21 protein-coding genes are annotated in these 23003 nt (G+C 72.1%); 13 read left to right on the top strand and 8 right to left on the bottom strand.

All coding sequences use genetic code 11. From position 1 onward, the window contains the following. Positions 1 to 17: 17 nt before the first annotated feature. Positions 18 to 1133 (bottom strand): allantoicase, encoded by a 1116-nt coding sequence (gene alc / locus HEP85_RS30980; RefSeq protein WP_168530828.1) that lies wholly within the window; start codon positions 1131 to 1133, stop codon positions 18 to 20. Positions 1134 to 1251: 118 nt separating this feature from the next. Further along, a complete protein-coding gene (gene allB / locus HEP85_RS30975) occupies positions 1252 to 2601 on the bottom strand; it encodes an allantoinase AllB (protein WP_168530827.1) in 1350 nt (449 codons plus the stop codon). A 293-nt stretch (positions 2602 to 2894) separates the two neighbouring features. Between allB and HEP85_RS30970 the strand changes: the two genes are divergently transcribed. Together HEP85_RS30970 and HEP85_RS30965 are read left to right on the top strand one after the other, a co-directional pair. Further along, positions 2895 to 3710 (top strand): IclR family transcriptional regulator, encoded by an 816-nt coding sequence (locus HEP85_RS30970; protein ID WP_168530826.1) that lies wholly within the window; start codon positions 2895 to 2897, stop codon positions 3708 to 3710. Positions 3711 to 3929: 219 nt separating this feature from the next. Next, positions 3930 to 5405 carry a PLP-dependent aminotransferase family protein gene (locus tag HEP85_RS30965; protein WP_248002131.1) on the top strand — a complete coding sequence of 492 codons (1476 nt, stop codon included), beginning with the start codon at positions 3930 to 3932 and terminating at the stop codon, positions 5403 to 5405. A gap of 95 nt (positions 5406 to 5500) precedes the next feature. Here the strand turns inward: HEP85_RS30965 and HEP85_RS30960 are convergent, their stop codons facing one another. After that, a complete protein-coding gene (locus tag HEP85_RS30960; protein ID WP_168530825.1) occupies positions 5501 to 5815 on the bottom strand; it encodes a DUF5955 family protein in 315 nt (104 codons plus the stop codon). 198 nt (positions 5816 to 6013) lie between these two features. Between HEP85_RS30960 and HEP85_RS30955 the strand changes: the two genes are divergently transcribed. Further along, positions 6014 to 6613, top strand: coding sequence for an NTP transferase domain-containing protein (locus HEP85_RS30955; RefSeq protein ID WP_168530824.1), 600 nt, complete (start codon positions 6014 to 6016; stop codon positions 6611 to 6613). A 187-nt stretch (positions 6614 to 6800) separates the two neighbouring features. After that, positions 6801 to 8426, top strand: coding sequence for a malate synthase A (gene aceB, locus HEP85_RS30950; RefSeq protein WP_168530823.1), 1626 nt, complete (start codon positions 6801 to 6803; stop codon positions 8424 to 8426). 12 nt (positions 8427 to 8438) lie between these two features. Here aceB and HEP85_RS30945 read toward each other — a convergent pair whose 3' ends face one another. Both HEP85_RS30945 and HEP85_RS30940 read right to left on the bottom strand, forming a co-directional pair. After that, a complete protein-coding gene (locus HEP85_RS30945; protein ID WP_248002130.1) occupies positions 8439 to 8711 on the bottom strand; it encodes a SelT/SelW/SelH family protein in 273 nt (90 codons plus the stop codon). Positions 8712 to 8725: 14 nt separating this feature from the next. Next, entirely contained in the window at positions 8726 to 9640 is a 915-nt protein-coding gene (locus tag HEP85_RS30940; RefSeq protein WP_168530821.1) for a HipA family kinase, read from the bottom strand. 383 nt (positions 9641 to 10023) lie between these two features. Between HEP85_RS30940 and HEP85_RS30935 the strand changes: the two genes are divergently transcribed. From HEP85_RS30935 to HEP85_RS30925, 3 genes are all read left to right on the top strand, one after another. Continuing rightward, positions 10024 to 11232, top strand: coding sequence for a cytochrome P450 (locus tag HEP85_RS30935; RefSeq protein ID WP_168530820.1), 1209 nt, complete (start codon positions 10024 to 10026; stop codon positions 11230 to 11232). 45 nt (positions 11233 to 11277) lie between these two features. Then, a complete protein-coding gene (locus HEP85_RS30930) occupies positions 11278 to 12048 on the top strand; it encodes a crotonase/enoyl-CoA hydratase family protein (protein ID WP_168530819.1) in 771 nt (256 codons plus the stop codon). 371 nt (positions 12049 to 12419) lie between these two features. Continuing rightward, the gene (locus tag HEP85_RS30925; RefSeq protein ID WP_168530818.1) at positions 12420 to 13652 is read left to right on the top strand and encodes a cytochrome P450; all 1233 of its coding nucleotides are present in this window, start codon (positions 12420 to 12422) and stop codon (positions 13650 to 13652) included. A gap of 205 nt (positions 13653 to 13857) precedes the next feature. Here HEP85_RS30925 and HEP85_RS30920 read toward each other — a convergent pair whose 3' ends face one another. Next, entirely contained in the window at positions 13858 to 15393 is a 1536-nt protein-coding gene (locus HEP85_RS30920) for an IucA/IucC family protein (protein ID WP_329291324.1), read from the bottom strand. 84 nt (positions 15394 to 15477) lie between these two features. Here HEP85_RS30920 and HEP85_RS30915 point away from each other — a divergent pair, with 84 nt between their 5' ends. Genes HEP85_RS30915 through HEP85_RS30905 form a run of 3 tightly spaced genes read left to right on the top strand, consistent with a single transcriptional unit; the run spans position 15478 to position 19105 of the window. Next, positions 15478 to 16980, top strand: a complete 1503-nt coding sequence (locus HEP85_RS30915; protein WP_168530816.1) for an IucA/IucC family protein — start codon at positions 15478 to 15480, stop codon at positions 16978 to 16980. A gap of 44 nt (positions 16981 to 17024) precedes the next feature. Next, positions 17025 to 18290, top strand: a complete 1266-nt coding sequence (locus tag HEP85_RS30910) for a VWA domain-containing protein (protein WP_168530815.1) — start codon at positions 17025 to 17027, stop codon at positions 18288 to 18290. Then, positions 18290 to 19105 (top strand): hypothetical protein, encoded by an 816-nt coding sequence (locus HEP85_RS30905; RefSeq protein ID WP_211118096.1) that lies wholly within the window; start codon positions 18290 to 18292, stop codon positions 19103 to 19105. The genes HEP85_RS30910 and HEP85_RS30905 overlap by 1 nt, the downstream gene beginning before the upstream one ends. Before the next feature lie 337 nt (positions 19106 to 19442). Here the strand turns inward: HEP85_RS30905 and HEP85_RS30900 are convergent, their stop codons facing one another. Continuing rightward, positions 19443 to 20075: a helix-turn-helix domain-containing protein gene (locus tag HEP85_RS30900; protein ID WP_168530813.1), complete on the bottom strand. Its 633-nt coding sequence runs from the start codon at positions 20073 to 20075 to the stop codon at positions 19443 to 19445. A gap of 85 nt (positions 20076 to 20160) precedes the next feature. On the opposite strand from HEP85_RS30900, the gene HEP85_RS30895 reads away from it, so the two are divergent. Next, positions 20161 to 21369, top strand: coding sequence for a pyridoxal phosphate-dependent aminotransferase (locus HEP85_RS30895; protein WP_168530812.1), 1209 nt, complete (start codon positions 20161 to 20163; stop codon positions 21367 to 21369). A 23-nt stretch (positions 21370 to 21392) separates the two neighbouring features. On the opposite strand, the gene HEP85_RS30890 is transcribed toward HEP85_RS30895, so the two are convergent. After that, the gene (locus HEP85_RS30890; protein WP_168530811.1) at positions 21393 to 21827 is read right to left on the bottom strand and encodes an ATP-binding protein; all 435 of its coding nucleotides are present in this window, start codon (positions 21825 to 21827) and stop codon (positions 21393 to 21395) included. A 115-nt stretch (positions 21828 to 21942) separates the two neighbouring features. Between HEP85_RS30890 and HEP85_RS30885 the strand changes: the two genes are divergently transcribed. Continuing rightward, positions 21943 to 22788 carry a helix-turn-helix transcriptional regulator gene (locus HEP85_RS30885; RefSeq protein ID WP_168530810.1) on the top strand — a complete coding sequence of 282 codons (846 nt, stop codon included), beginning with the start codon at positions 21943 to 21945 and terminating at the stop codon, positions 22786 to 22788. Continuing rightward, positions 22785 to 22985, top strand: coding sequence for a DUF397 domain-containing protein (locus tag HEP85_RS30880; protein ID WP_168530809.1), 201 nt, complete (start codon positions 22785 to 22787; stop codon positions 22983 to 22985). The genes HEP85_RS30885 and HEP85_RS30880 overlap by 4 nt, the downstream gene beginning before the upstream one ends. Positions 22986 to 23003: the final 18 nt, after the last annotated feature.

Below are 23003 nucleotides of genomic sequence, written 5' to 3'. Positions count from 1 at the left end.
CGCCGCACGGCGCGGAGTCAGCCCCCGAGCTCCTGGTGCCTGGCCTCCAGACCGGCCGCCCCGTCCTGCGTCAGCGAGCCGAACAGCCGCAGCCGGGAGATGCCGCCGTCCGGGAAGATGTCCACGCGCGCGTGGGTGCCGACGGCGGGCGCGGTGAGGGTGAAGCGATGGTTGGTGTCGGGCTGGAGGCGGGTACGCGGGAGGATCTCCCTCCACTCGCCGTCCTCGCCGTCGCGCACCGACACCGACGCCCAGCCCGCGCTGTTGCCCTTCAGGTAGGCCGTGTCGATCTCCAGGGCGCGGATCTCGGACCGGGCCACGAGCCGGTAGCGGATCCAGTCGTGCCCGGTGTCACGGCGGCGGCGCGTCTCCCAGCCGTCGTCCATCTTGCGGGAACGCCCCGGCTGGATGGTGTTGGTGGCGGGCGAGTAGAAGCGGTCGGAGGCGTCCTCGGCCCGGCCGCCGTTCTCCAGGGCGACGACGTCGAAGGTGCCGAGCGCGGAGAGCCACGCCGGGTCGGGGACGACCTCGCCGTGGACCCGCAGGCGTGCGATGCCGCCGTCGGGGTGCTGGTTGACGCGCAGGTGCGTGAAGCGCTGTTCGACGTCGACGGCGAATCCGTTCGCCGCGTGGCCGCCGACCGCCGTGCGCGGGACGAGGGTCGTCCACTTCACGTCGTCCGCCAGCAGCTCGCGCGGCGACGGGGAGCCGGGCATCGACACGCCCTCGACCGACACCGCCTGCGGGTAGTTGCCGCGGAAGTGGGCCGTGTCGACGACGATGCCGTGGATCACGCCGGGCGCGCCGAGGCGGACCAGCGCCCAGTCGTGGTCCTCTGCCGTCGGCCACGGGTGGTCGGCCGAGGCGCCGCGCCTGCGCCGGGTCTCCCAGCCGTCCATGATCTTGCCCTTGTGGCCGAAGTGCTCGGGGTCGAACTCGGCGCGCCCGGGGACAAGGAGGTTCTCCCGCTCGGCGAAGAACTCGTCGTTGGCGGCGACGACACCCGCGCCGAGCCGCCGGTCCGCGAGGTCGGCGTCCCGCGCGAACGGGAACTCGGCGGTGCGGTAGTCGGCGTACGGGTCGCCGCCGCCGTAGGGGTTCGCGTCGCCGGTGAAGCGGGGAATCGCCGTCACGATGATCAGGTCTGCCTTTCGGGAGTCGGCCGGTGCGGGCGCACGTGCGGGTGCGGGTGCCGGTACAACGGGTGCGGGTACGCCTCGTGGCCGCGGACGGCCACAGGAGCTACGGGGGCTACGGGCGCCGTGAGAGGAGTTCACCCGCCGGCTCGGTGAACCGGCCCTCGGACATGACGCGTTCGCCGCGCAGCCAGGTGGACTTCACGACCCCGGTGAGGGTCCTGCCCGCATAGGCCGTGACCCGGTTGCGGTGTTCCAGCGCGGCGGGGTCGACGGTGAACGTCTCGTCGGGCGCGAGGACGGCGAAGTCGGCGTCGTGGCCCGCCCGGATGGCCCCCTTGCGGTGGTCGAGGCCGACCAGCCGCGCCGTACGGGTGGACATCCAGCGGACGACGTCCTCCAGGCCGTGGCCACGCCTGCGGGCCTCGGTCCAGATGGCCGGCAGGCTCAGCTGCAGCCCGGAGATACCGCCCCAGGCGGTCGCGAAGTCGTCCGTCTTCAGGTCGGCCGTCGACGGCGAGTGGTCGGTGACGACACAGTCGATCGTGCCGTCGGCCAGCGCCTGCCACAGCAGGTCCTGGTTGGCGGCCTCGCGGATGGGCGGGCAGCACTTGAACTCGGAGGCGCCGTCCGGGACTTCCTCGGCGGTGAGCGTGAGGTAGTGCGGGCAGGTCTCCACGGTGAGCCGGACGCCCTCGGCCTTCGCCGCGGCGATCAGGGGCAGCGCGTCGGAGGACGACAGGTGCAGTACGTGCACGCGCGCGTCGAGGCGCCGGGCCTGCGCGATCAGGTTCTCGATGGCGGTGTTCTCCGCGTCGCGCGGGCGTGAGGCGAGGAAGTCCGCGTACCGCCTGCCGCCCTGGTGAGGGGCGGCGTCCAGGTGGTGCGGGTCCTCGGCGTGCACGATCAGCAGGCCGCCGAACCCCGAGATCTCGGCGAGGGACCGGGCGAGCCGGTCCTGGTCGAGCTCCGGGAACTCGTCCACGCCGGACGGCGACAGGAAGGCCTTGAAGCCGAACACGCCGGCGTCGTGCAGGGGGCGCAGGTCCTTGACGTTGTCGGGCAGCGCGCCGCCCCAGAACCCGACGTCGATGTGCGCCTTGGAACGCGCGACGTCCTGCTTCGTACGGAGGTGGTCGACCGTCGTCGTCGGCGGGAGGGAGTTGAGCGGCATGTCGACGATCGTGGTGATGCCGCCGGCCGCGGCGGCGCGCGTGGCCGTCCAGAAGCCCTCCCACTCCGTGCGGCCGGGATCGTTGACGTGCACGTGGGTGTCGACGAGACCGGGAAGCAGGACGTCGTCGCCGAAGTCCTCCAGACGCGCGCCGGGCGGCACCTCGGCATCGTGGGCGAGCACGGCCGTGATCCTGCCCCCGGCGACCGCGACCGACGCGGCGCGTGTTCCCTCGGGAGTGATGACACGCGTCGAGCGCAGCACCAGTTCGATCTCTCCGACCTCGGACACCCGGACCCCTCTCGCCGCCGCTGTCGCCTTCCGATACCGCTGTTTACTTCCACGTAACGGAATTCAACGTTCTGTTGAAGGAGTCTTCACTCCCGCCCTCCCGCCGTCAAGAGCACACTCCACCCTCCACCGCGGGTACGCACTCTCCTCCACCGCGGGTACGCACTCCCTGGATGTTTCCACAGAATGGAAATACACTTCCGCACAGCAGAACGTAGTCATGCGCCACGGAGGAGTCAACCGACACCCGGGTAGGCTGCATCACTGCCTGTCAGCCTCGAAAGGACCGCGCCGTGCCGACGTCCCGCGCCAGCGACGCCCCAGCGCAAAACGCCTCCGCCAAGTCATCCGCGCCGAGCGGCGGTGTCCAGTCCCTCGAGCGCGCCTTCGATCTGCTCGAACGCATGGCTGACGCCGGCGGCGAGGTCGGCCTGAGCGAGCTCTCCGCCAGCAGCGGGCTGCCGCTGCCCACCATCCACCGGCTGATGCGCACGCTGGTGGTCTGCGGTTACGTACGCCAGCAGCCGAACCGCCGGTACGCGCTCGGCCCCCGGCTGATCCGGCTCGGCGAGTCCGCGTCCCGGCTGCTCGGCACCTGGGCCCGCCCCTACCTCGCGCGACTGGTCGAGGAGACCGGAGAGACGGCGAACATGGCGCTGCTCGACGGGGACGAGATCGTCTACGTGGCGCAGGTGCCGTCCAAGCACTCGATGCGCATGTTCACCGAGGTGGGCCGCCGGGTGCTGCCGCACTCCACGGGCGTGGGCAAGGCACTGCTCGCGAACACCCCGGCGGACGAGGTGCGCGCGCTCCTCGCCCGTACCGGCATGCCCGCCGCGACGGAGAAGACGATCACCACGCCGGACGGTTTCCTCACCGCGCTGGAGGAGGTGCGCCGGCTCGGCTACGCGGTCGACGACAACGAGCAGGAGATCGGCGTCCGTTGCCTCGCCGTCTCCGTCCCCGACTCCCCCACCGCCGCCGCCATCTCGATCTCCGGCCCCGCGGGCCGTGTCACCGACGCGGCCACGGAGAAGATCGTGCCCGTGTTGCAGCAGGTCGCCGTGGAGCTGTCGGAGGCCCTGGCGAGCTCCGGCCCGAACGCCTGACGGGACCCGCCGCCCCGAATCCGCGCCGGGACGCGCCACCACGCGCGCCCGGCGCTCACCGAGCCGTCACGACCCATTCCGCCACCGCCGTGACGGCCCCGCGCGCTCCGCTCCCCTGCCCACGCCCATGCGTGGGCGCCCTCCCCGCGGCTCCCCCCGTGTCCGCGAAGTCTGTAGGCTGATTGGCCTGCCCCACAGGGCCAATGCGAGGGAGTTGGCATGGTGAACGGACCGGTCGTCCACGGAATGGACAGGACGCTGGGAAGCCGGCAGCTAGCCGGGCTCTTGTCCGCCGCGCCGCGCACCGACGGCCGCCTCGGATACCGCGCCCTCGCCGACGGGGTCCGCACGCTGCTCCTGCACGGCCGGATCGCACTGCACGTCCGGCTGCCCGCGGAACGCGAACTGGCCTCGACGCTCGGGATCAGCCGCGCCACGGTGACGGCGGCGTACGACCTGTTGCGGGAGGACGGGTTCGCGCGCAGCAGGCGCGGCGCGGGCACGTGGACGGAGCTGCCCGACGGCCACCGCCCGGCCAATGTGGCCTCCTTCCCGGCCGACGACGGGGTGATCGACCTGGCCGTCGCGGCGCCCGGCGCGCCCGAGCCGCAGCTCTCGGAGGCGTTCGCGGAGGCGGCCGGACAGCTGGCGCAGCACGCTTCGACACCCGGCTATCACCCTTACGGGATAACGGAGTTGAGGGCCGCCGTCGCCGAGCGCTTCACCCGGCGCGGGCTGCCGACACTGCCGGACCAGATCCTCATCACGAACGGGGCGCAGCAGGCCCTCTCGCTGACGCTGGGGCTGCTCGGGCGGCCCGGTGACCGGATCCTGGTCGAGAACCCCTCGTATCCGAACGCGCTCGACACGATGCGGCGTATCGGGCTGCGCACCACCCCCGTGCCCGTGACGGAGGACGGCTGGGACCCGGGGCTGATCGACGGCGCGCTGCGGCAGGCGGCTCCCCGGCTCGCGTATCTGATCCCCGACTTCCACAATCCGACGGGCCGTCTGATGCCGCCCGAACAGCGGCTGGCCGTACTGGAGTCGGTGCGCGCGACGGGTACCTGGCTGGTGGTCGACGAGACGATGACGGACATCGCGCTGGAAGTGCCCTCGGCCGTCCCGTTCGCATCGCTCGCCCCGCGTGGGACGGGCGAACAGATCGTGACCGTGGGGTCGTTGAGCAAGACGCACTGGGGCGGGCTGCGGCTCGGCTGGGTGCGGGCGGGCTCGCGGCTGATCACGGAACTGGCGACCGCTCGGGTGCCGGTGGACATGGGCGGTTCCGTCCTGAACCAGTTGGTCGCCCTCGGTCTGCTGGCGCGCACGGACCAGGTGCTGGCCGAGCGGCTGCCGAGGCTGCGGGCCCAGCGGGACGCGCTCGCCGAGTCGTTGGGCCGCCATCTCCCCGACTGGCGCTGGAAATCGCCGCAAGGCGGTCTTTCCCTGTGGATCGACCTGGGGCGTCCGATCGCCTCGCCGCTGGCCCGCGCGGCTCTCGCCCACGGGGTGCGCATCGAGGGCGGCGCCCGCTTCGGCGCGGACCCGGGCACCCATGAGTCCCGGCTGCGCTTCCCCTACACCCTGGCGCCGGAGGTGCTCGACGAGGCCGTACGCCGGGTCGCCGCGGCCCTGGACGGCCGCCTCGACGCGGCCGGCGCGGACACCGGACGCCCACGCTGGGTCGCCTGACCGCACCTGACCCGGCTACCGCGTCGCACCGTCCCCACAAATCGCCCAGCCCGGCTACCGCGTCCTCGGCCGTCCGGACAACTCGCCCGATCCGGCTACCGCGTCGGCGGCCGTCCGAACAGCTCGACCGCGCCGCGCACCTCCGCGAGGCCTGTCGCCAGCGCGCTGACCGAGCCGATCGCGCCCGCGATCAGCAGCAGGGAGCGGCGCAGCCGCGGGATCTCGGGGGCGCCGCTGAGGGCCATCGCGGCGAGCGCCGCGAGTTCGTCCTCGGCGATGCCCCGGTCGGGGAACTCCGCCGGGTGCACCGCGAGTTCACGGCGCAGCCGGGAGACGGCGGTCCGCAGTTCCGCCACTCTCGGGTCCTCGTCGCTGCCGGTCACTGACCTCTGCCCCAAGCTCCGCAACACAGCTCTCTCCCCCCTCGCCCATCCCGGCGCGCGGGTGTCTCGCCCGCACGCCCGCATGTCCTGCGTCCCGGGGCGTCGGTCGGGCGCCGAGGGACGCGGGCCAGTAAACGCCACCTGGTGAGGTGGGCGCCACAGGACGGACCGAAATTCAGCCTCCCGAAACCGTGCGGTCGACGCGCGGTCAGGTATGCAGGACGTATGACGCACAGGGAAGACCAGGTCGCCGGGCTGCTCCTCGCGGCGGGCGGGGGGCGACGGCTCGGCGGGCGGCCCAAGGCGCTGCTCGAACACCGGGGGCGCCCCCTCGTGGAGCACGCGGTCGGGGTGCTGCGAGCGGCCGGGTGCACGCGCGTCCACGTGGTGCTGGGGGCGGACGCCTCCGTCGTACGGGAGCGGGCACGGCTCGACGGATGCGTGCTCGTCGACAACCCGGAGTGGGAGCGCGGGATGGGTTCGTCGCTGCGGGCCGGGCTCGGCTCGCTCGACGGCACGGGCGCGCGGGCCGCGCTGGTCTCGCTGGTCGACCAGCCCGGCATCGGGCCCAGGGCGTTCGCCCGGGTGCTCGCCGCGTACCGGGACGAGACCTCCCTGGTCTCGGCCGCGTACGACGGTACGCGTGGCCATCCCGTCCTCTTCGGCGCCGCCCACTGGGCGGGCGTCGCGGCGAGTGCGACCGGCGACCGGGGGGCACGTGCCTATCTCAAGGAGCGGGACGCGGCGATCACCCTCGTCGAGTGCGGGGACGTGGCGAGGCCGTACGACATCGACACGGAGGACGATCTGGGACACCTTGAGTGAGCGGCGTGGCACTGAGCGCCATAGTGCCTTGACCCGGAGAATCTCGATATCAACAAATCATTGAACTTCCACCATGAGGAAACTACTATCCACTGTTCAGAAGCGCCGTGCTGCTCTCCAGGCGCTCACTGCCCTGCCCGGGTCGCCTGGCACCCGGTGCCACGCTCGCTGAAGGAAGTGACAGCTCATGTCCGCACCAGCGCCGTCCCCGCTGGCCATCGTCGACGCCGAGCCCCTGCCCCGGCAGGAAGAGGTCCTCACGGACGCGGCCCTCGCCTTCGTGGCCGAGCTGCACCGGCTGTTCACGCCCCGGCGTGACGAGCTCCTCGCCCGCCGCGCGAAGCGCCGCGCCGAGATCGCCCGCACCTCCACGCTCGACTTCCTCCCGGAGACCGCCGCGATCCGCGCGGACGACTCCTGGAAGGTGGCGCCGGCCCCGGCGGCCCTGAACGACCGCCGGGTGGAGATCACCGGCCCCACCGACCGCAAGATGACCGTCAACGCCCTCAACTCGGGGGCCAGGGTGTGGCTCGCGGACTTCGAGGACGCCTCCGCGCCCACCTGGGAGAACGTGGTCACCGGCCAGCTCAACCTGACCGACGCCTACACCCGGAACATCGACTTCACGGACCCGAGGTCCGGTAAGTCGTACGCCCTGAAGGCGGACGAGGACCTCGCGACCGTCGTCGTGCGACCCCGCGGCTGGCACCTGAACGAGCGTCACCTCGTCGCCGCCGACGGCACCGCCGTGCCCGGCGCGCTCGTCGACTTCGGCCTGTACTTCTTCCACAACGCGCGGCGGCTGATCGACCTCGGCAAGGGCCCGTACTTCTATCTCCCGAAGACGGAGTCGCACCTGGAGGCCCGCCTCTGGAACGACGTCTTCGTCTTCGCGCAGGACTACGTCGGCATCCCGCAGGGCACGGTCCGCGCGACCGTCCTGATCGAGACGATCACGGCCGCGTACGAGATGGACGAGATCCTCTACGAACTCCGTGACCACGCCTCCGGGTTGAACGCCGGCCGCTGGGACTACCTCTTCTCCATCATCAAGAACTTCCGTGACGGCGGGCAGAAGTTCGTACTGCCAGACCGCAACGCGGTGACGATGACGGCCCCGTTCATGCGCGCCTACACCGAGCTCCTCGTGCGCACCTGTCACCGGCGCGGCGCGCACGCCATCGGCGGTATGGCGGCGTTCATCCCGTCGCGGCGCGACGAGGAGGTCAACAAGGTCGCGTTCGAGAAGGTCAAGGCCGACAAGGACCGCGAGGCGGGCGACGGGTTCGACGGGTCGTGGGTGGCCCATCCGGACCTCGTCCCGATCGCGATGGCCTCCTTCGACGCGGTCCTCGGCGACCGGCCGAACCAGAAGGACCGGCTGCGCGAGGACGTGTCGGTCGCCGCCGGTGACCTGATCGCCGTCGACTCGCTCGACGCCAAGCCCACCTACGGCGGTCTGGTCAACGCCGTCCAGGTCGGCATCCGTTACATCGAGGCGTGGCTGCGCGGCCTCGGCGCGGTCGCCATCTTCAACCTGATGGAGGACGCGGCGACGGCGGAGATCTCCCGCTCGCAGATCTGGCAGTGGATCAACGCGGGAGTCGTCTTCGAGAACGGTGAGAGCGCCACGCCGGAACTCGCCCGCAAGATCGCCGCCGAGGAACTGGCCGCCATCCGCGCCGAGATCGGCGAGGAGGCCTTCGCCGCGGGCAACTGGCAGCGGGCGCACGACCTGCTGCTGACGGTGTCCCTGGACGAGGACTACGCGGACTTCCTCACGCTGCCCGCCTACGAGCAGCTGGCCGGCTGAACCGTCGAGCCGTCATCGCTCCGAGTGGCCCAGGGACCTGCCCGGGGCCACTCGGTCGCGTACGAGCCTCTTGACCGCCGTGGGCTCCGGGAAGCCCTGATCGCGGCGGTCCCAGACGATCTCGTCGTCGACGCGGACGACGAAGACGCCGCCCGTGCCGGGCTTGAGGGACAGCTCACCCAGTTCGGTCTCGAACGTGGTGAGCAGTTCCTGCGCCAGCCAGGCCGCACGGGGGAGCCAGCGGCACTGGGTGCAGTACTCGATCTGCACGCGGTGAGTGCTCACTGAGGGTGTCGTGGTCATTCGAGGTGCACCGACCAATCCTGTTCCGCCGCCGGTTTGCCGTGCAGGTCCGGCACCCGCTTGAGCCAGTTCGGCCGCTCACGCTCGGTCCGCGCCGCCCGGTCCGCGTCCTCGGCGGCGAGCTGTTCGCGGCTCGGGAAGTCCGTGGGCAGCCAGGCCGCCGACGCCTTCACCCGGGCGAGGAGGTAGCCGACGTACGCGTCCCGGGCCTCGTCCGGGGTCGCGAAACCGGGCTCGTCCGCGAGCCAGGCGTCCGGCACCTGGGCCGTGACCTCCCGCAGCAGCGCCTCCGACACCTTGGGTGCCAGCTCGGCGTCCGCCGCCTCGGTGTCCGGGGCGCAGCCGCCGAGCGCGTGGTGCCGGAAGTCGTAGGCCTTCTCCGGCGCGGAGGCGTCCCAGCGGTGGTGGAAGACGAGGGCGGCGCCGTGGTCGATCAGCCACAGGCGCGGCGGCGCGATGCCGAACGTGGGCCAGATCATCAGGTTCGAGCTGTGCACCGTGCGGTCGACGTTGACCGTCAGGGCGTCCAGCCAGATCACCCTGCCCGCCTCCAGCGGGTCGACGGAGAAGGTCCTGGCGACCTCCGGGGTGAAGTCCCGCGCGCCCGGCAGATAATCCATCCCGAGGTTCACCCCGGCGCTGGCGCGCAGCAGGTCCTGGACCTCCTGGTGGGGCTCGTCCTCCGCGACCGCGGGGTCGAAGTGCACGAGGACCAGCTCGGGGAAGCGGAGCCCGAGGGCGCGCGCCAGCTCACCGACGATCACCTCGGCGACCAGCGCCTTGCGGCCCTGCGCGGAGCCCGTGAACTTCACGACGTACGTGCCCAGGTCATCGGCCTCGACGAGTCCCGGCAACGAGCCGCCCTCGTGCAGGGGCGCGATGTAGCGAGTTGTGGTGACCTCTCTCATCATCCCTCAAGGCTCCACCGGTTTATTGCCTTACATGTCACGGCCATCTCCGATGCGGTGCGATATCGGGCGACGTCCCCGATCCGTCCCGGAGGGAGTCAGGGGAGTTTCGACCGGCATCGTCGTCACCCTCCCTCCCCGGCAGTCCGTCGACGGCAGTGCGGCCCTCGTCACCGGCCTCCGGCATGGAGTGAGCATAGTAACCCAGCGTGACAGGCGGTCCCCGTGATCCGGGGGCCCGCCTGCGCTGCCGCCGCTCGCACCGGCGGACGGCGGCCCCGGCCGCTCCCCCTGCTCCCGTCGGTCCGGAATGACAGGTTCCGCATCCTCCGGCCGTCGCTCTCGTTGGTGCGGTGTCCGCGTCGGATTTCGAGCCCGGAGCTACCGTGCCCGCTCCCGCAGTGCCGTCCCCGCCCCCCGATCTGTCGGCCGTCCGGGTACGGGACCCCTACCCCTTCTTCGCGTGGCTGCGCCGGCACTCGCCCGCCCACGCCGACCGCAGACCCGGGCGTCCCACCGTGTGGCAGATCTCCCGCTACGACGATGTCCGCGCGCTGCTGAGCGACGGGCGGCTGAGCAAGGACCCCGCCCGGGTATCCGGCTACGTCGCGGGGCCGACCGGGCTGAACCGACACCTGGTCCACGCCGATCCCCCGGACCACACCCGGCTGCGGACGCTGGTGAACGCCGCGTTCGTACCCCGGCGTATCGCGCAACTGGAACCGTTCATCGCGGACACCGCGAACCGGCTGCTCGACCGGATCGAGCAGCACACGCACGTGGACGTGATCGCGGATTTCGCGGCGCCTCTGACCTTCCGGATGATCTGCGCGATCCTCGGTGTCCCCGACGAACTCGACAACGCGGCGACCCGGGACACCCTGATGGCCACCATCGCCCCCGCCCCGGGCCTGGACCCCGCCCGGATGGAAGCCGGTCTGCACGCCCTGCTGGACAGCCTGATCGCCGACAAACGCGCGGGCGCCGAGCGCAGCGGAGTGGACCTGCTGGGCGCTCTCGTGAGGGCCAGTGACGACAGCGGGGCGATGAGCGAGGAGGAACTGCGCTCCACCGCCTACCTCCTGCTGCTGGTGGGCCACGACACCACCATGAACCTCATCGGCAACGGCATGCTCGCCCTGCTCCGCCACCCCGGCGAGGCCGCCCGGCTCACCGGACCGAAGGCAGGAGCCGGCCTGGTCGCCTCCGCCGTCGAGGAACTGCTGCGCTACGACTCCCCGGTGCGGGACGCCACGTTCCGGTGCGCCGCGCAACCGTTCACTCTCCACGGCCGGCTGATCGCCGAGGGCGACATCGTCAGTCTCCTGATCGGCTCCGCCAACCGCGACGAGGCCCGCTTCACCGACGCGGACCTGCTCGATGTGAGCCGCACGCCCAACGACCACCTCGCCTTCGGCTTCGGGCCGCACTTCTGTATCGGCGCCGCCCTGGCCCGCCTCGAAGGCTCCGTCGCCTTCCCGCTGCTGCTCGAACGCCTGGGCCCCGTCACGCTGGCCAAACCGGCCGACGAGTTGCCCTGGCGGCCCGCCCGGGTGATGCGCGGACTGGCCGCGCTGCCCGTCGTACGGAGCTGACCCTCCCTCTCCCCCCGTGACAGCCCCCCGACCAGGAGCCACCCGATGGACACCCAAGCCCCCGTGATGGTGACCGAACCACGCCCCGGCGTCCTGCTCATCACCCTCAACAGGCCCCGCGTCCGTAACGCCGTCGACCAGGCACTGGCCAAGGCCATGGACACGGCCCTCGTCCGGCTGGAGACCGATCCGGCGTTGAACGTCGGCATTCTGACCGGAACAGGCGGCCACTTCTGCTCGGGCATGGACCTCAAAGCCTTCCCCACCGACGGCGTCCCCGTCGTCGCCGACCGCGGGCTCGCGGGGCTGACCCGCGCGCACCTCCGCAAGCCGCTCATCGCGGCCGTGGAGGGCGCGGCCGTCGCCGGCGGTTTCGAACTCGCCCTCGCCTGCGATCTCATCACCGCCGCCGACTCCGCGTTCTTCGCGCTGCCCGAAGTCGCCCGCGGCCTCATCGCCGCCGAAGGCGGAGCCATCCGCCTGCCCGGGCGCCTCCCGTACCACGTGGCCATGGAGATGCTCCTGACCGCGGCTCCCCTGCCCGCCCCGGACGCGGCCCGCCACGGACTCGTCAACCAGCTCACCCGCGAAGGCGAAGCCCTCCACGCGGCCCTCGTCCTGGCCGAACGCGTCCAGACCCACCCCCAGGACGCCGTCCTCACCACGAAACAGATCGTCCACAGAACCCGCGGCCTCGACGACGACACCGCCTACGCCGTCCAAGACCCGCTCAGCGCCCCCGTGTTCACCACCGCGGCCGCCACCGAAGGCGCCCACGCGTTCACCCAGAAACGTCCACCCGCCTGGCACCGGTGAGGAGCCGCGGTCACGGACCCCCGGATCAGGGGCACTTGCCGAGACGAGTCTCGACGAGCCCCGGTGGCGAACCGTCCTCCCGCGCGAGCGCGACGTAGCGGTTCGCGATCACTTCTGTGAGCATTTTCCCAGGCTGTCTGGCGGATGCGCCCCATCCTCCGGCCCGAGGTGAGCATAGTGGTCGAGTGTGATCGTCGAGGGTGAGGGCCCCGGCCGGCCCGTGGACGCCATCACCGGCACGCCGGCCCCCCTGCGGCCGGTGAGGTGTCCGTCGCGGTCACCGGTGGTTCCCCGCCGAACCGGCGCCGACGTCCATGGCGGGCGGTCCCGAACCCCGGCACGCACACCGCACTTGGACAGGAGGAACGAACATGACCACGACCGACCACGACGACACAGCCGTGCTGGACGCCGCCTTCAAGGCCGACGCGCACGACCGGTACGCGGAACTGCGTGCCCGCGGTCCCATCCACAAGATGCAGATCCTGCGCGGCCTCGACACCTGGGTGGTGGTGGACCACGACCTGGCGAAGGCCGCTCTGACCCACCCCGCTCTGCTCAAGGACGCGACGCCGGCCGCCGAGGCCCTCGAAGCGGTCGGATTCACCGCTCATCGGCCGGAGTCCGGTCTGGGTGCCAACATGCTCAACGCCGACCCGCCCGACCACACCCGGCTGCGCGGTCTGGTCGCGGCCGCGTTCACCAGGCCCCGGATCGAGGCGCTGCGGCCGCGCGTCGCCGAGATCGCCGAGGGCCTCGCCGACGCGATGGCGCCGCTGGGCACCGCCGATCTCGTCCGGTCGTTCACCGGCCCGCTTCCCGTCCAGGTCATCTCGGAACTGCTGGGCGTGCCGGAGGAGGGCCGCGCCTCGTTCCGCGCCTGGACGTCCCAGGCCCTCGGTTCGCAGGCGGAGATGCAACGGGAGGCCTTCGTCAAGCTCAACGGCTATCTGGCCGAACTCGTCGCCGAGAAACAGCGTTCACCCGGTGACGACCTGCTGTCCGCCCTCACCGCGGTGTACGACCAGCGGGACGGCCGGCTGTCCAGGGCCGAGCTGGTGGGCACCGCGAACCTCCTGGTGGTGGCCGGTCACGACACGACGGTGAACCTCCTGGGCAACGCCATGGTGGCGCTGTTACGCCACCCCGAGCAGGCACTGCGGCTGCGCGAGCGGCCGGAGCTGCTGCCCGGCGCCGTCGAGGAGTTACTGCGGTTCGATCCGCCGGTCGAGTTCACACCGATGCGGTACGCGGCCGAGGAGATCACCCTCGGCGGCGCCCGGATCCCGCGCGGAGGCGCCGTCGTGGTGGCACTGACCTCGGTCGGACGAGCCGATCCCGCCATGACGGAGACGGAACGCGACGTCCTCGACGTGAGCCGCCCCGACGTCCGTCACCTGTCGTTCGGACACGGCATCCACCACTGCCTCGGCGCGCCGCTCGCCCGGCTGGAGGCGGAGGTCGGCCTCGAGACACTCCTGCGACGCTTCCCGGATCTGGCCACGGCGGTGCCGCCGGCCGACATTCCGTGGATACCCGTCGGCCTCATGCGCGGACCGGTCAGCCTGTCCGTGACCTTCACCCCGGCCCCCGCGACGGACTAGGCCGAATCCGACCGGCGTACGGCTCGGATGCCGCCGAGGACCACCCGTCGAAGACCACGTGAGGAGGCCCTCTCCGCACGCGCCCCGCCGTGCCATCGCCCCGTGCCATCGCCCCGTGCCATCGCCCCGTGCCATCGCGCCCCGTGGCAGCCGGTGGCGGTGGCACGGACGACGGGCCGGGCCGCGCGGGCCGGCGGCGGTCGGGTCAGTCGCCGGCCAGCGGGTTCGGCAGCGGCAGGTAGCGGGCGTCGGCGCCGTCCGCGCCGGTCCAGCGGAGCAGCAGGTTCGTCTTGCCGGGGAGAGTGGGGGCGGTGAGCAGGTCCGTGACCGCGTCCGTGATCCCGGGCAGGCCGTGACCGGCCAGTACGGTCCGTACGGCGGGCCAGGGGTCCCAGCCCGGGTGCCGCTCCGCGAGCAGGGCGGCCAGCTCGATCACGTTGTTGACGATCAGGCAGTAGACCAGCCGCTCCCACCCGGCGGCCCGGTCCACGTCCGTCAGCAGTTTCACGCCCTCCGCGTCCCGGAACAGCGCCTGCACGGGCGTGCCGGCGGCGTCCACGGCCACCAGGGTGTTCTGCAGGTGCGCCTCCAGGACGACGCCGTGTCGCGCGAACGCCTCCAGCACCGGCGGTACGACCTGGCGCAGATACGCCGTCCACCAGGCGGACGGATCACCGAGACCGTCGAGGGGGCTGCCCGCGAAGCCCTCCACCAGGGCGGCCGCGAGCAGTGGTGTGGTGCCCGGAGCGACATGCTCGCGCAGTCCGTCGCGGACGAGGACGGCGAGCTCCTCGAAGGCGAAGTCGGCGGTGCGGTACCCGCGGTCGCTCAGCCAGGCGGCGGGGGCGCTCATGGCGGTGAAGGCCGCCGCGGTCGCCGCGTCCGTGCGGCGCAGCTTCAGCAGGTCGTGCCGCCACAGCCGGCGGATGTCGTTGGTGATGCGCACGTCGAGGCTGAACTTGACGAAGAGGTCGTCCTCGGGGGCGTACAGCGTGCGGATGGCGGCCGTCGGCCACAGTGGGCGCGCCGTGCGGCCCAGGCGGACCAGCCGGCCGTCGGCGAAGGCGTCCCGGATCGCCGGGCGCGAGCCGACCAGGTCGAGCTGCCAGGGGTGGGCCGGCAGCAGCCGGTAGCCGTCCGGCGCCCGCCCGAGGACGTCGAGCGGCGTCGTGTCGCCCTCCTCGACGACCGTGTCCTCGCGCACGCCGAGCAGCTCCAGCGGGAAGCGGGCGTACGCCTCGGGCGCGTACGGCAGCCAGCCGGCGGCGGGGCCGCCACCGCGCGTCTTGGGCGCCGGGTGGTACGGATGCCCGGTGATCAGGGACTGCTCGGAGCGCACGTACGGGTCGGCGGGCGGCGTCGCGACCGAGCGCGCGGCGAGCAGCGCGGCCACCGTGTCACGGCTGTCGGTCATCTCCGCGGGCAGCTCGGAGTTGGGCAGACGGGTGAGGAGCAGCAGTTCCTCCGCCGTGAGCTCGACCAGGGCGGTGTGGTCGAGGCGCTGCCAGGCACCGTCGGCGTACACCTCGGGAGCGCGGGGCCGTCGTGTGCCCCGCACCCGCATCAGCCGGCCACTGGCCCGGAGCCGGAACGTACCGCGGTCCCCGGCGGGCTCCGCCACCTCCCGCAGCAGACAATTGAGCAGCGGCGCCGCGGCGTACGCGTCGGCGGCGTCTTCGCCCTCTCGGTCGCTCCCGGCGGGCGGAGGCAGTCTCGGCGGCATGGAGTCCACGCGGTCCATTCGTTCCCTACGGTGCACTGGTGATCATTATGTCTGTCGGCGCGGGCGACCGCGACGCAGCCCCCGTATCCAAGGAGCCCGACCGTGCACCGTCCCCCCATGCCCGAGGCCGAAGCCGCGCTCGCCGACGAACTGGGCAGCGTGCGCCCGGACCTGTCGGCGCCGTACGCGGACGGCCTCCCCGGCGCCCGGGCCGCCGTGCTGACCCGGTTGTGGCGGGCGCTGGCCCATGAGCCGCTGCCGTGGATCGCGCGCCGCGAGCGGGGGCGCGAGGGTCTCACGCTGCACCTCACGGACGGGCGGCGGCTGCACGGCCCGCACGCGGACCCGTACGCCACCGCCGCGTACGTCACCGAGCTGCGGCTCGACGACCGGCCGTACGACCGTCCGGACCGGCTGATGACGGCCCTGGCCGTCCCGCACGCCCCCGCCTTCGCGGCCGAACTCGGCCACAGCGCCGCTTCGTTGGCCCTCTCCCGCGCACATTCCGCTCCGGTCGGCCGGGAACCCGCGGCGAGCTGGGAGTGGGAGCAGCGGGTGGTCGACGGGCACCCCTACCATCCGAACTGCCGCTCCCGCCCCGGGTTCTCGGCGGCCGAGCAGCTCGCGTACGGCCCGGAGCACCGGCCGGTCGTGGAGCTGGGGCTGCTCGCCGTGGACGACTGCCTGGTGCGCGGCGAGTGGCCCAAGTGGCTGCGGGACGAGGACCGTGTGCTGATCCCGGTGCACCCCTGGCAGGCGGCGCACGTCCTCGACCGGCGTGACCAAGAGGGTTTCCCCGCGCATCCGTTGATGTCGCTGCGGACCCTGGCGCTGCCGGACGGCCCGCATGTCAAGACGGCCCTGAGCGCCCGGCTGACGTCCTCCGTCCGGGACATCTCGGTCTACTCGATCGAGACGTCGGCGACGGTCTCGGCGTTCGCGGAGGAGATCGCGGGCCGTACGGACGGTCTGCTGCACGTGACCCGCACCCTGGGTGCCGTGTCCGCCCACTCCCCCGCGCTGGCGGCGGTGCTGCGCGAGTCGCCGGACCTGTACGCCGACGCCGGCGAGCGCGTCGTCCCGGTGGCGGCCCTGGCGGCCACCGGGCTCCCCCGGTCCCCGGGCTGGACGGCGCGGTTCGCCCGTCTCGCGCTCACCGTCGGACTGCGGCTGCTCGACCTGGGGGTGGCCCTGGAGGCGCACGGACAGAACCTCCTGGTCGTGCTGTCCGGCGCGGGGGAACCGCTGCGGCTCGTCTACCGCGACCTGGCGGACATCCGCGTCAGCCCGGTCCGGCTGGCCCGGCACGGCATCGCGGCCCCCGCGATGTCCGGACGGATCGTCACGGACGACGAGACCACGCTGCGCCGGAAGCTGTTCGGCTCGCTGGTCGCCGGCGCGTTGGGCGCGACGGCGGGTTCCTCGGCCGTGCTGCGCGAGGACCTGGCGAGCGTGGTGGGCGACCTGCCCCGCACCCCCGACCTCACGGCGCTGCTCGACGGGCCCCTGCCGACCAAGGCGTTGACCCTGATGAGGCTGTCCCCGGAGACTCCCGGGGACATCTGGGCGCGGCTTCCCAACCCGTTCACCGGACGCCCGTCCTGAAGATCGTTTTGAAGCCCGGCACCTTTGATCAATAGGATCCGGCGATGATCACAAGACAACGGCTGGCGGCGGGAGTCTGCGCCCTGCTCGCCGCCCTGACGGCCGGGATCGCCTTCCCGGCCGGAGCGGTCGCCGACGAAACGGCGGCGCAGGCCGCCCCCAAGGTCGAACTCGTGCTGGACGTCAGCGGTTCGATGCGGGCACGCGACATCGACGGCGGATCACGAATGGCCGCCGCGAAGCAGGCGTTCAACGAGGTACTGGACGCGACACCCGAGGAGGTCCAGCTCGGCATACGCACCCTCGGCGCCAACTACCGGGGCAACGACCGCAAGACGGGCTGCAAGGACACCGCCCAGCTGTACCCGGTGGGAACGCTGGACCGCACGGAGGCGAAGACCGCCGTCGCGACCCTGAACCCCACCGGCTGGACACCGATCGGCCCCGCGCTGCTCAAGGCCGCCGCCGACCTCGACGGCGGCGACGGCACCCGGCGCATCGTCCTCATCAGCGACGGCGAGGACACCTGCCAGCCGCTCGACCCCTGCGAGGTGGCCCGGGAGATCGCCGCCAAGGGCGTCGGTCTCACCATCGACACGCTCGGGCTGGTGCCCGACGCCAAGACCCGCGACCAGCTCAGCTGCATCGCGGACGCGACCGGGGGCACCTACACCTCGGTCCAGCACAAGGAAGAACTCACCGACCGAGTCGGCCAGTTGGTCGACCGGGCGGCCGATCCGGTGGCGACGCCGGTCGCCGTCGAGGGCGCCGACGCCTGCGCCGAGGCCCCGGCCCTGAAGTCCGGGCTCTACACCGACCGTGAGGAGTTCGCGCAGCACCGCTGGTACCGGGTGGACGTCGAGCCGGGCAAGGAACTGCGCGCCTCGGTGAGCGTCGCGGCCGACCGCACGGTCAACCCCGACTACGGGGTGCTGCTGCGCGCCGTCACGGTGCACGGACGGGAGATCGTGCGGGGTGAGGCGGCGGGCAACGGCCGTACCGACGTCATCTCGACCGGTCTGCGGTATCCGAAGGCGGAGAGCGACGACGAGAACGCCGCGGCCGAGACCGTGTGCCTCCAGGTGTCCAACTCCTTCTCGGCGGCGAGCGGCGTGAAGACCACGCCCGGCATGCCGCTGGAGCTGACGGTCGACGTCGTCGACGGGCCGGACCAGGCGAGCGACGTGGCCTCCTTCGGCCTCGGGCGCGGCTGGTGGCTGCTCGGCGCCCTCGTCGTCATCGGCTTCCTCGCGGGTGTGCTGTGGGGCTGGCTCTCGCGCCTGCGGATCGCGATCTGGAGGACCAACTGATGCGTTTTCGACGTGTGTTGAGTACGGCTCTGCTGCTGCTCGGGGTCGCGGCGGCACCCGCCGTCGCCGACTCCTCGCCCTCCCCGAGCCCGTCGGGTGACGACAGCGCGCCCACCCGGGCCGGTACGTCGTTCCGTACGGCGACCGAGATCGGGCAGGGCTCGCGGGCCACCGCAAGCGGGTCCGCGGGCGACTACCTGTACTGGTCCTTCCCCGCGGACGCCGGTCAACGGCCCACCGTGAAGGCGACGGTGAAGCTGCCGCAGGCCTCGACGCGCGGGGCGTCCGAGACCTGGCAGGTCGACGTGTACGACGGACTGCGGCGGCGCCAGGCGTGCCAGTACGGGGCGCAGACGCGGACGGCGGCGCAGGACACGGCCACCGTGGAGCTGTCCTGCACCCTGCGCACGGTGCGCGCCTGGTCGGAGACCTGGGCCGACGACCCGCTGCCGGGCACGTACTACATCCGGCTGACGGCCACCGGACTGCCGGCGTCCGAACTGGGCCTGCCGGTCGGCGCGGAGGTGAAGGTCGACTCCAAGGACATCGGCGGCGCGGCCGCGGTGGACGGTTCGCTGGGCAAGCCGCTGGTGCCGGGGATCGCGACGAGCGCCAAGAAGTCCGACTCCGGTTCCGGATCGTCGAAGACCGCGCTGTCGTCGATCGAGCCCGACGACGGCTGGACTTCCGGCTGGTGGTCCGACCGCTGGGTGTGGACCGCGATCGGCGGCATCCTCGCGGCGCTCGCGGGCATCGGCGGCTACGCGCTGACCCGCGGATCGGGACGGCCTTCCCGGGTGCCCCCGGGCATCTAGGCACGCACGAGGGCGTGAACGCCGCCCGCACGAAGGCGTGGACGCCCGTACGACGGCGAGGGCCCGCCGTGCTCCCCCCACAGCACGGCGCGCCCCGTCCCCGTCCGACCCGCCCCCCGTCCGGGCCCCGGTCCGGCGGGTGGCGTGCGGGACACCCCCACGCTCGGGCGGCCTCCTGCCGTCGTAACGGCGTTCGAACCACCCGCGGTTGCCACCCTGTGGTCGCCGCCCCGCCGCCCGCAATGTTTTCGAGCACGCTGGAAGTGTCCGGCGCGGGCGGCACGCCCGCACCACGGAGTACGCGCCGGCCACCGAACACGCGGCCGGCGTACGGGTGTCACTCCCCGCGCAGCACCTTGGCGAGGGTGCTCTCCCCCGTGACCTCGATACGGCCCTCCCGCACCGCCTCCAGCACGGTCGAGGTCCCACGGCTCACCGCCGTACAGGTCGCGGTGTCCAGCGACAGCCGGACGTCCGGCTCCCGCGGGGCGGGCCCGTCCCCGTAGACCGGGCCGTCCTGGACACCCAGCCGTACATGGAACTCGCCCTCGTCCAGAAGGACTTCGATCAGTCCCTCACCCTCCCCCGCCAGGCCCCGCAGCAGCGGCAGCGCGAACCAGTGCGCCCGTACGGCGTCGGTGGCCCCGCGCTCGCCGAGAGCGGGCGCGCCCCATGCACCGAGGGCCTGCAGAACCGGGAGCAACTCGGCACCCCGGTCGGTGAGTTCGTAGACGTACGCGGCGCCGGGCGGCGGCAGCCTGCGCCGGGTGGTCAGCCCGTCACGCTCCATGTCCCTGAGCCGGGAAGCGAGAACGTCCGTGCTCACGCCGGGCAGATCCGCGTGCAGATCGGTGTAGCGGCGCGGGCCGCCGAGCAGCTCGCGGACGATCAGGAGGGTCCAGCGGTCACCGACGGCGTCGAGCGCGCGGGCCGCGGAACAGTACTGGTCGTAGCTTCGGCGAGGTGACATGCGACGCAGTCTAGACACGTTGTTGGACTTTCCAAGCACCTACTTGGTAAAACCAAGCAACACCACGAACCGGAGGACGCAGCTCATGGAGTTCCGGCAGTCCAGCAAACTCAGCGAGGTCTGTTACGAGATCCGCGGCCCGGTGATCGAGCACGCCGACGCACTGGAGGCGGCCGGCCACAGTGTGCTGCGCCTCAACACCGGCAACCCCGCGCTCTTCGGTTTCGAGGCTCCGGAGGAGATCCTCCAGGACATGATCCGGATGCTGCCCCAGGCGCACGGGTACACCGATTCACGCGGTGTCCTCTCCGCCCGCAGGGCCGTCGCCCAGCGCTACCAGGACCGGGGCCTGGAAGTGGACGTGGACGACGTCTTCCTCGGCAACGGCGTCTCCGAACTCGTCTCGATGGCCGTCCAGGCCCTGCTGGAGGACGGCGACGAAGTCCTCATCCCCGCACCCGACTTCCCGCTCTGGACGGCCGTCACCACGCTCGCCGGCGGCAAGGCCGTGCACTACCTCTGCGACGAGCAGTCGGACTGGTACCCGGACCTCGCCGACATGGCGTCGAAGATCACCGACCGGACCCGCGCCGTCGTCATCATCAACCCGAACAACCCCACCGGCGCCGTCTATCCGAAGGAGGTCGTCGAGGGCATCCTCGACCTCGCCCGCCGGCACGGCCTGATGGTCTTCGCGGACGAGATCTACGACCAGATCCTCTACGATGACGCGGTCCACCACTCGGCCGCGGCGCTCGCCCCCGACCTGGTGGTCCTGACCTTCTGCGGTCTGTCGAAGACGTACCGGGTGGCGGGCTTCCGCTCGGGCTGGCTGGTGGTGACGGGTCCCAAGCAGCACGCCCGCAACTACCTGGAGGGCCTGACGATGCTGGCCTCCATGCGGCTGTGCGCCAACGCGCCCGCCCAGTACGCCATCCAGGCCGCCCTCGGCGGCCGTCAGTCCATCCACGAGCTGACCGCGCCGGGCGGCCGGCTGCGCGAACAGCGCGACCGGGCCTGGGAGAAGCTCAACGAGATCCCGGGCGTCTCCTGCGTCAAGCCGAAGGGCGCCCTGTACGCCTTCCCGCGCATCGACCCCGAGGTGCACCGGATCCACGACGACGAGCGGTTCGTCCTGGACCTGCTGCTCCGCGAGAAGATCCAGGTCGTCCAGGGCACCGGCTTCAACTGGCCCCGCCCCGACCACTTCCGCATCCTCACCCTCCCGCACGCCGACGACCTGGACGCGGCGATCAGCCGGATCGGGAGGTTCCTGAGCGGGTACCGGCAGTAGCGGCGGGCGTCCGACGCCCGCGTTCACCCCAGACCGACCTCGCACCACACCGTCTTGGTGTACGGGTCACCGCACGTCGTCCCCCAGTGCGCGGCCAGCGCCTCGACCAGGAGGAGCCCCCGGCCCGACTCGGCCTCGGGCGGGGCCTGCCGGAGGGAACCCGGCTCGGGCGGACGGCGGTCCGGGCGCGGGTCCGTCACCTCGATACGGAGCGTCGCGTCGGCGCGGGCGGTGAGGGCCAGCCGGAAGTCCCGCCCCCTCTCCCGGCCGTGCAGCGCCGCGTTCGACGCCAGCTCCGCCACCAGCAGCGCGGCGGTGCGGTTCCCCTCGCAGCCGTAGGGCCAGCCCCACCTGTGCAGTTGGTCGGACGCGAGGAGGCGGGCCAGCCGGGCGCCTCTGCGGGTCGCCGACAGCTGGAGAGTGAAGTCGCGGGCGGCGGCGGCAATATCGACGTTCATGTCACTCAGCGTGGTCGATCGTCACTACGCTGAACAGTGACATCGGCGGTACGCGGGGTCACTGTCCGGTCGCGGTCCGGCGCTGTCCGGCCCGCGCCGCGTGGAGGTGGGGGACATGGACGTCACGGCCAACGAGCCGCGGCCGGCCGACGGCACCGACGACGACTCGGCGGCCGTGCTGCGCACGGTGGGCAAGGTCATCAAGATGTGGCGCGAACGGGCGGCGCTCAAGCAGTCCGAACTGGGCACCGCGATCGGGTACAGCGAGGAACAGGTGTCGTCCGTGGAGCGCGGACGACGGGCGCCCAGAAGGCAGTTCCTCGAAGCGGCGGATCAGGCGCTCGGGGCGGCCGGAATGATCGCCGGACTGGCCAAGGACGTGGAGGAGGCCCGGTACCCGAAGAAGGTACGGGATCTGGCGAAGCTGGAAGGTGAGGCCGTCGAGATCTGCGCGTACGGCAACACGGTGGTCCACGGTTTGCTGCAGACAGAGGAGTACGCGCGAGCCCTGTACGGCATGCGTCGCCCGCTGTTCACGGAGGACGAGATGGAACGGCTGGTCGCCGCGCGACTGGCACGCCAGGAGGTCTTCGCCCAACAGCCGCCCCCCATCTTCAGTTTCGTCCAGGAGGAGGTGACACTGCGCCGTCCACTCGGAGGCAGAATGGTGATGCGCAGACAGCTCGAACACCTCTTGGACATCGGCCGACGGCGCAACGTCGAGATCCAGGTCATGCCCACGGACCGCGAGGACCACGCCGGACTCGCGGGGTCGCTCCATCTGCTGAAACTCCGGGAAGGCGACACGGTGGGACACAACGAGGTCCAGCTCACCAGTCGGCTGATCTCCAATCCCAAGGAGACTCAGGTCCTCGAGATCCGGTATGGGATCATCCGGGCCCAGGCCCTCACGCCGCGGGATTCGCTGGCCTTCATCGAGAAAGCGCTGGGAGAGACATGAACACCGGTAGTTCCGAGCTGAAGTGGTACAAGAGCAGCTACAGCACGAACGACGGCCCTGAGTGCGTCGAAATCGCCGCCACCCCCCGCACGATCCACATACGCGACTCGAAGAACGCCCAAGGCCCCCACCTCGGCTTCACCCCCGACCACTGGACCGCCTTCGTCGCCTTCGCGGTCACCTCCTCCCCCTCCTGACGGCCACGCCCCACCCGT

The organism is Streptomyces sp. RPA4-2 (assembly GCF_012273515.2).
In the GTDB taxonomy this organism is placed as follows: Bacteria; Actinomycetota; Actinomycetes; order Streptomycetales; family Streptomycetaceae; genus Streptomyces; species Streptomyces kaempferi.
The sequence above is the reverse complement of the archived record's forward strand: the minus strand, read 5'-3'. Positions and strand labels throughout refer to the sequence as shown.

Coding starts and splice junctions, on each gene's coding strand:
- HEP85_RS30930 (WP_168530819.1), top strand. CDS start 11,278: ATGGACACCCAAGCCCCCGTGATGGTGACCGAACCACGCCCCGGCGTC.
- HEP85_RS30955 (WP_168530824.1), top strand. CDS start 6,014: ATGACGCACAGGGAAGACCAGGTCGCCGGGCTGCTCCTCGCGGCGGGC.
- HEP85_RS30890 (WP_168530811.1), bottom strand. CDS start 21,827: ATGAACGTCGATATTGCCGCCGCCGCCCGCGACTTCACTCTCCAGCTG.
- HEP85_RS30880 (WP_168530809.1), top strand. CDS start 22,785: ATGAACACCGGTAGTTCCGAGCTGAAGTGGTACAAGAGCAGCTACAGC.
- HEP85_RS30920 (WP_329291324.1), bottom strand. CDS start 15,393: ATGGACCGCGTGGACTCCATGCCGCCGAGACTGCCTCCGCCCGCCGGG.
- HEP85_RS30940 (WP_168530821.1), bottom strand. CDS start 9,640: ATGATGAGAGAGGTCACCACAACTCGCTACATCGCGCCCCTGCACGAG.
- HEP85_RS30900 (WP_168530813.1), bottom strand. CDS start 20,075: ATGTCACCTCGCCGAAGCTACGACCAGTACTGTTCCGCGGCCCGCGCG.
- HEP85_RS30965 (WP_248002131.1), top strand. CDS start 3,930: ATGGTGAACGGACCGGTCGTCCACGGAATGGACAGGACGCTGGGAAGC.
- aceB (WP_168530823.1), top strand. CDS start 6,801: ATGTCCGCACCAGCGCCGTCCCCGCTGGCCATCGTCGACGCCGAGCCC.
- HEP85_RS30905 (WP_211118096.1), top strand. CDS start 18,290: ATGCGTTTTCGACGTGTGTTGAGTACGGCTCTGCTGCTGCTCGGGGTC.
- HEP85_RS30895 (WP_168530812.1), top strand. CDS start 20,161: ATGGAGTTCCGGCAGTCCAGCAAACTCAGCGAGGTCTGTTACGAGATC.
- HEP85_RS30885 (WP_168530810.1), top strand. CDS start 21,943: ATGGACGTCACGGCCAACGAGCCGCGGCCGGCCGACGGCACCGACGAC.
- HEP85_RS30925 (WP_168530818.1), top strand. CDS start 12,420: ATGACCACGACCGACCACGACGACACAGCCGTGCTGGACGCCGCCTTC.
- HEP85_RS30910 (WP_168530815.1), top strand. CDS start 17,025: ATGATCACAAGACAACGGCTGGCGGCGGGAGTCTGCGCCCTGCTCGCC.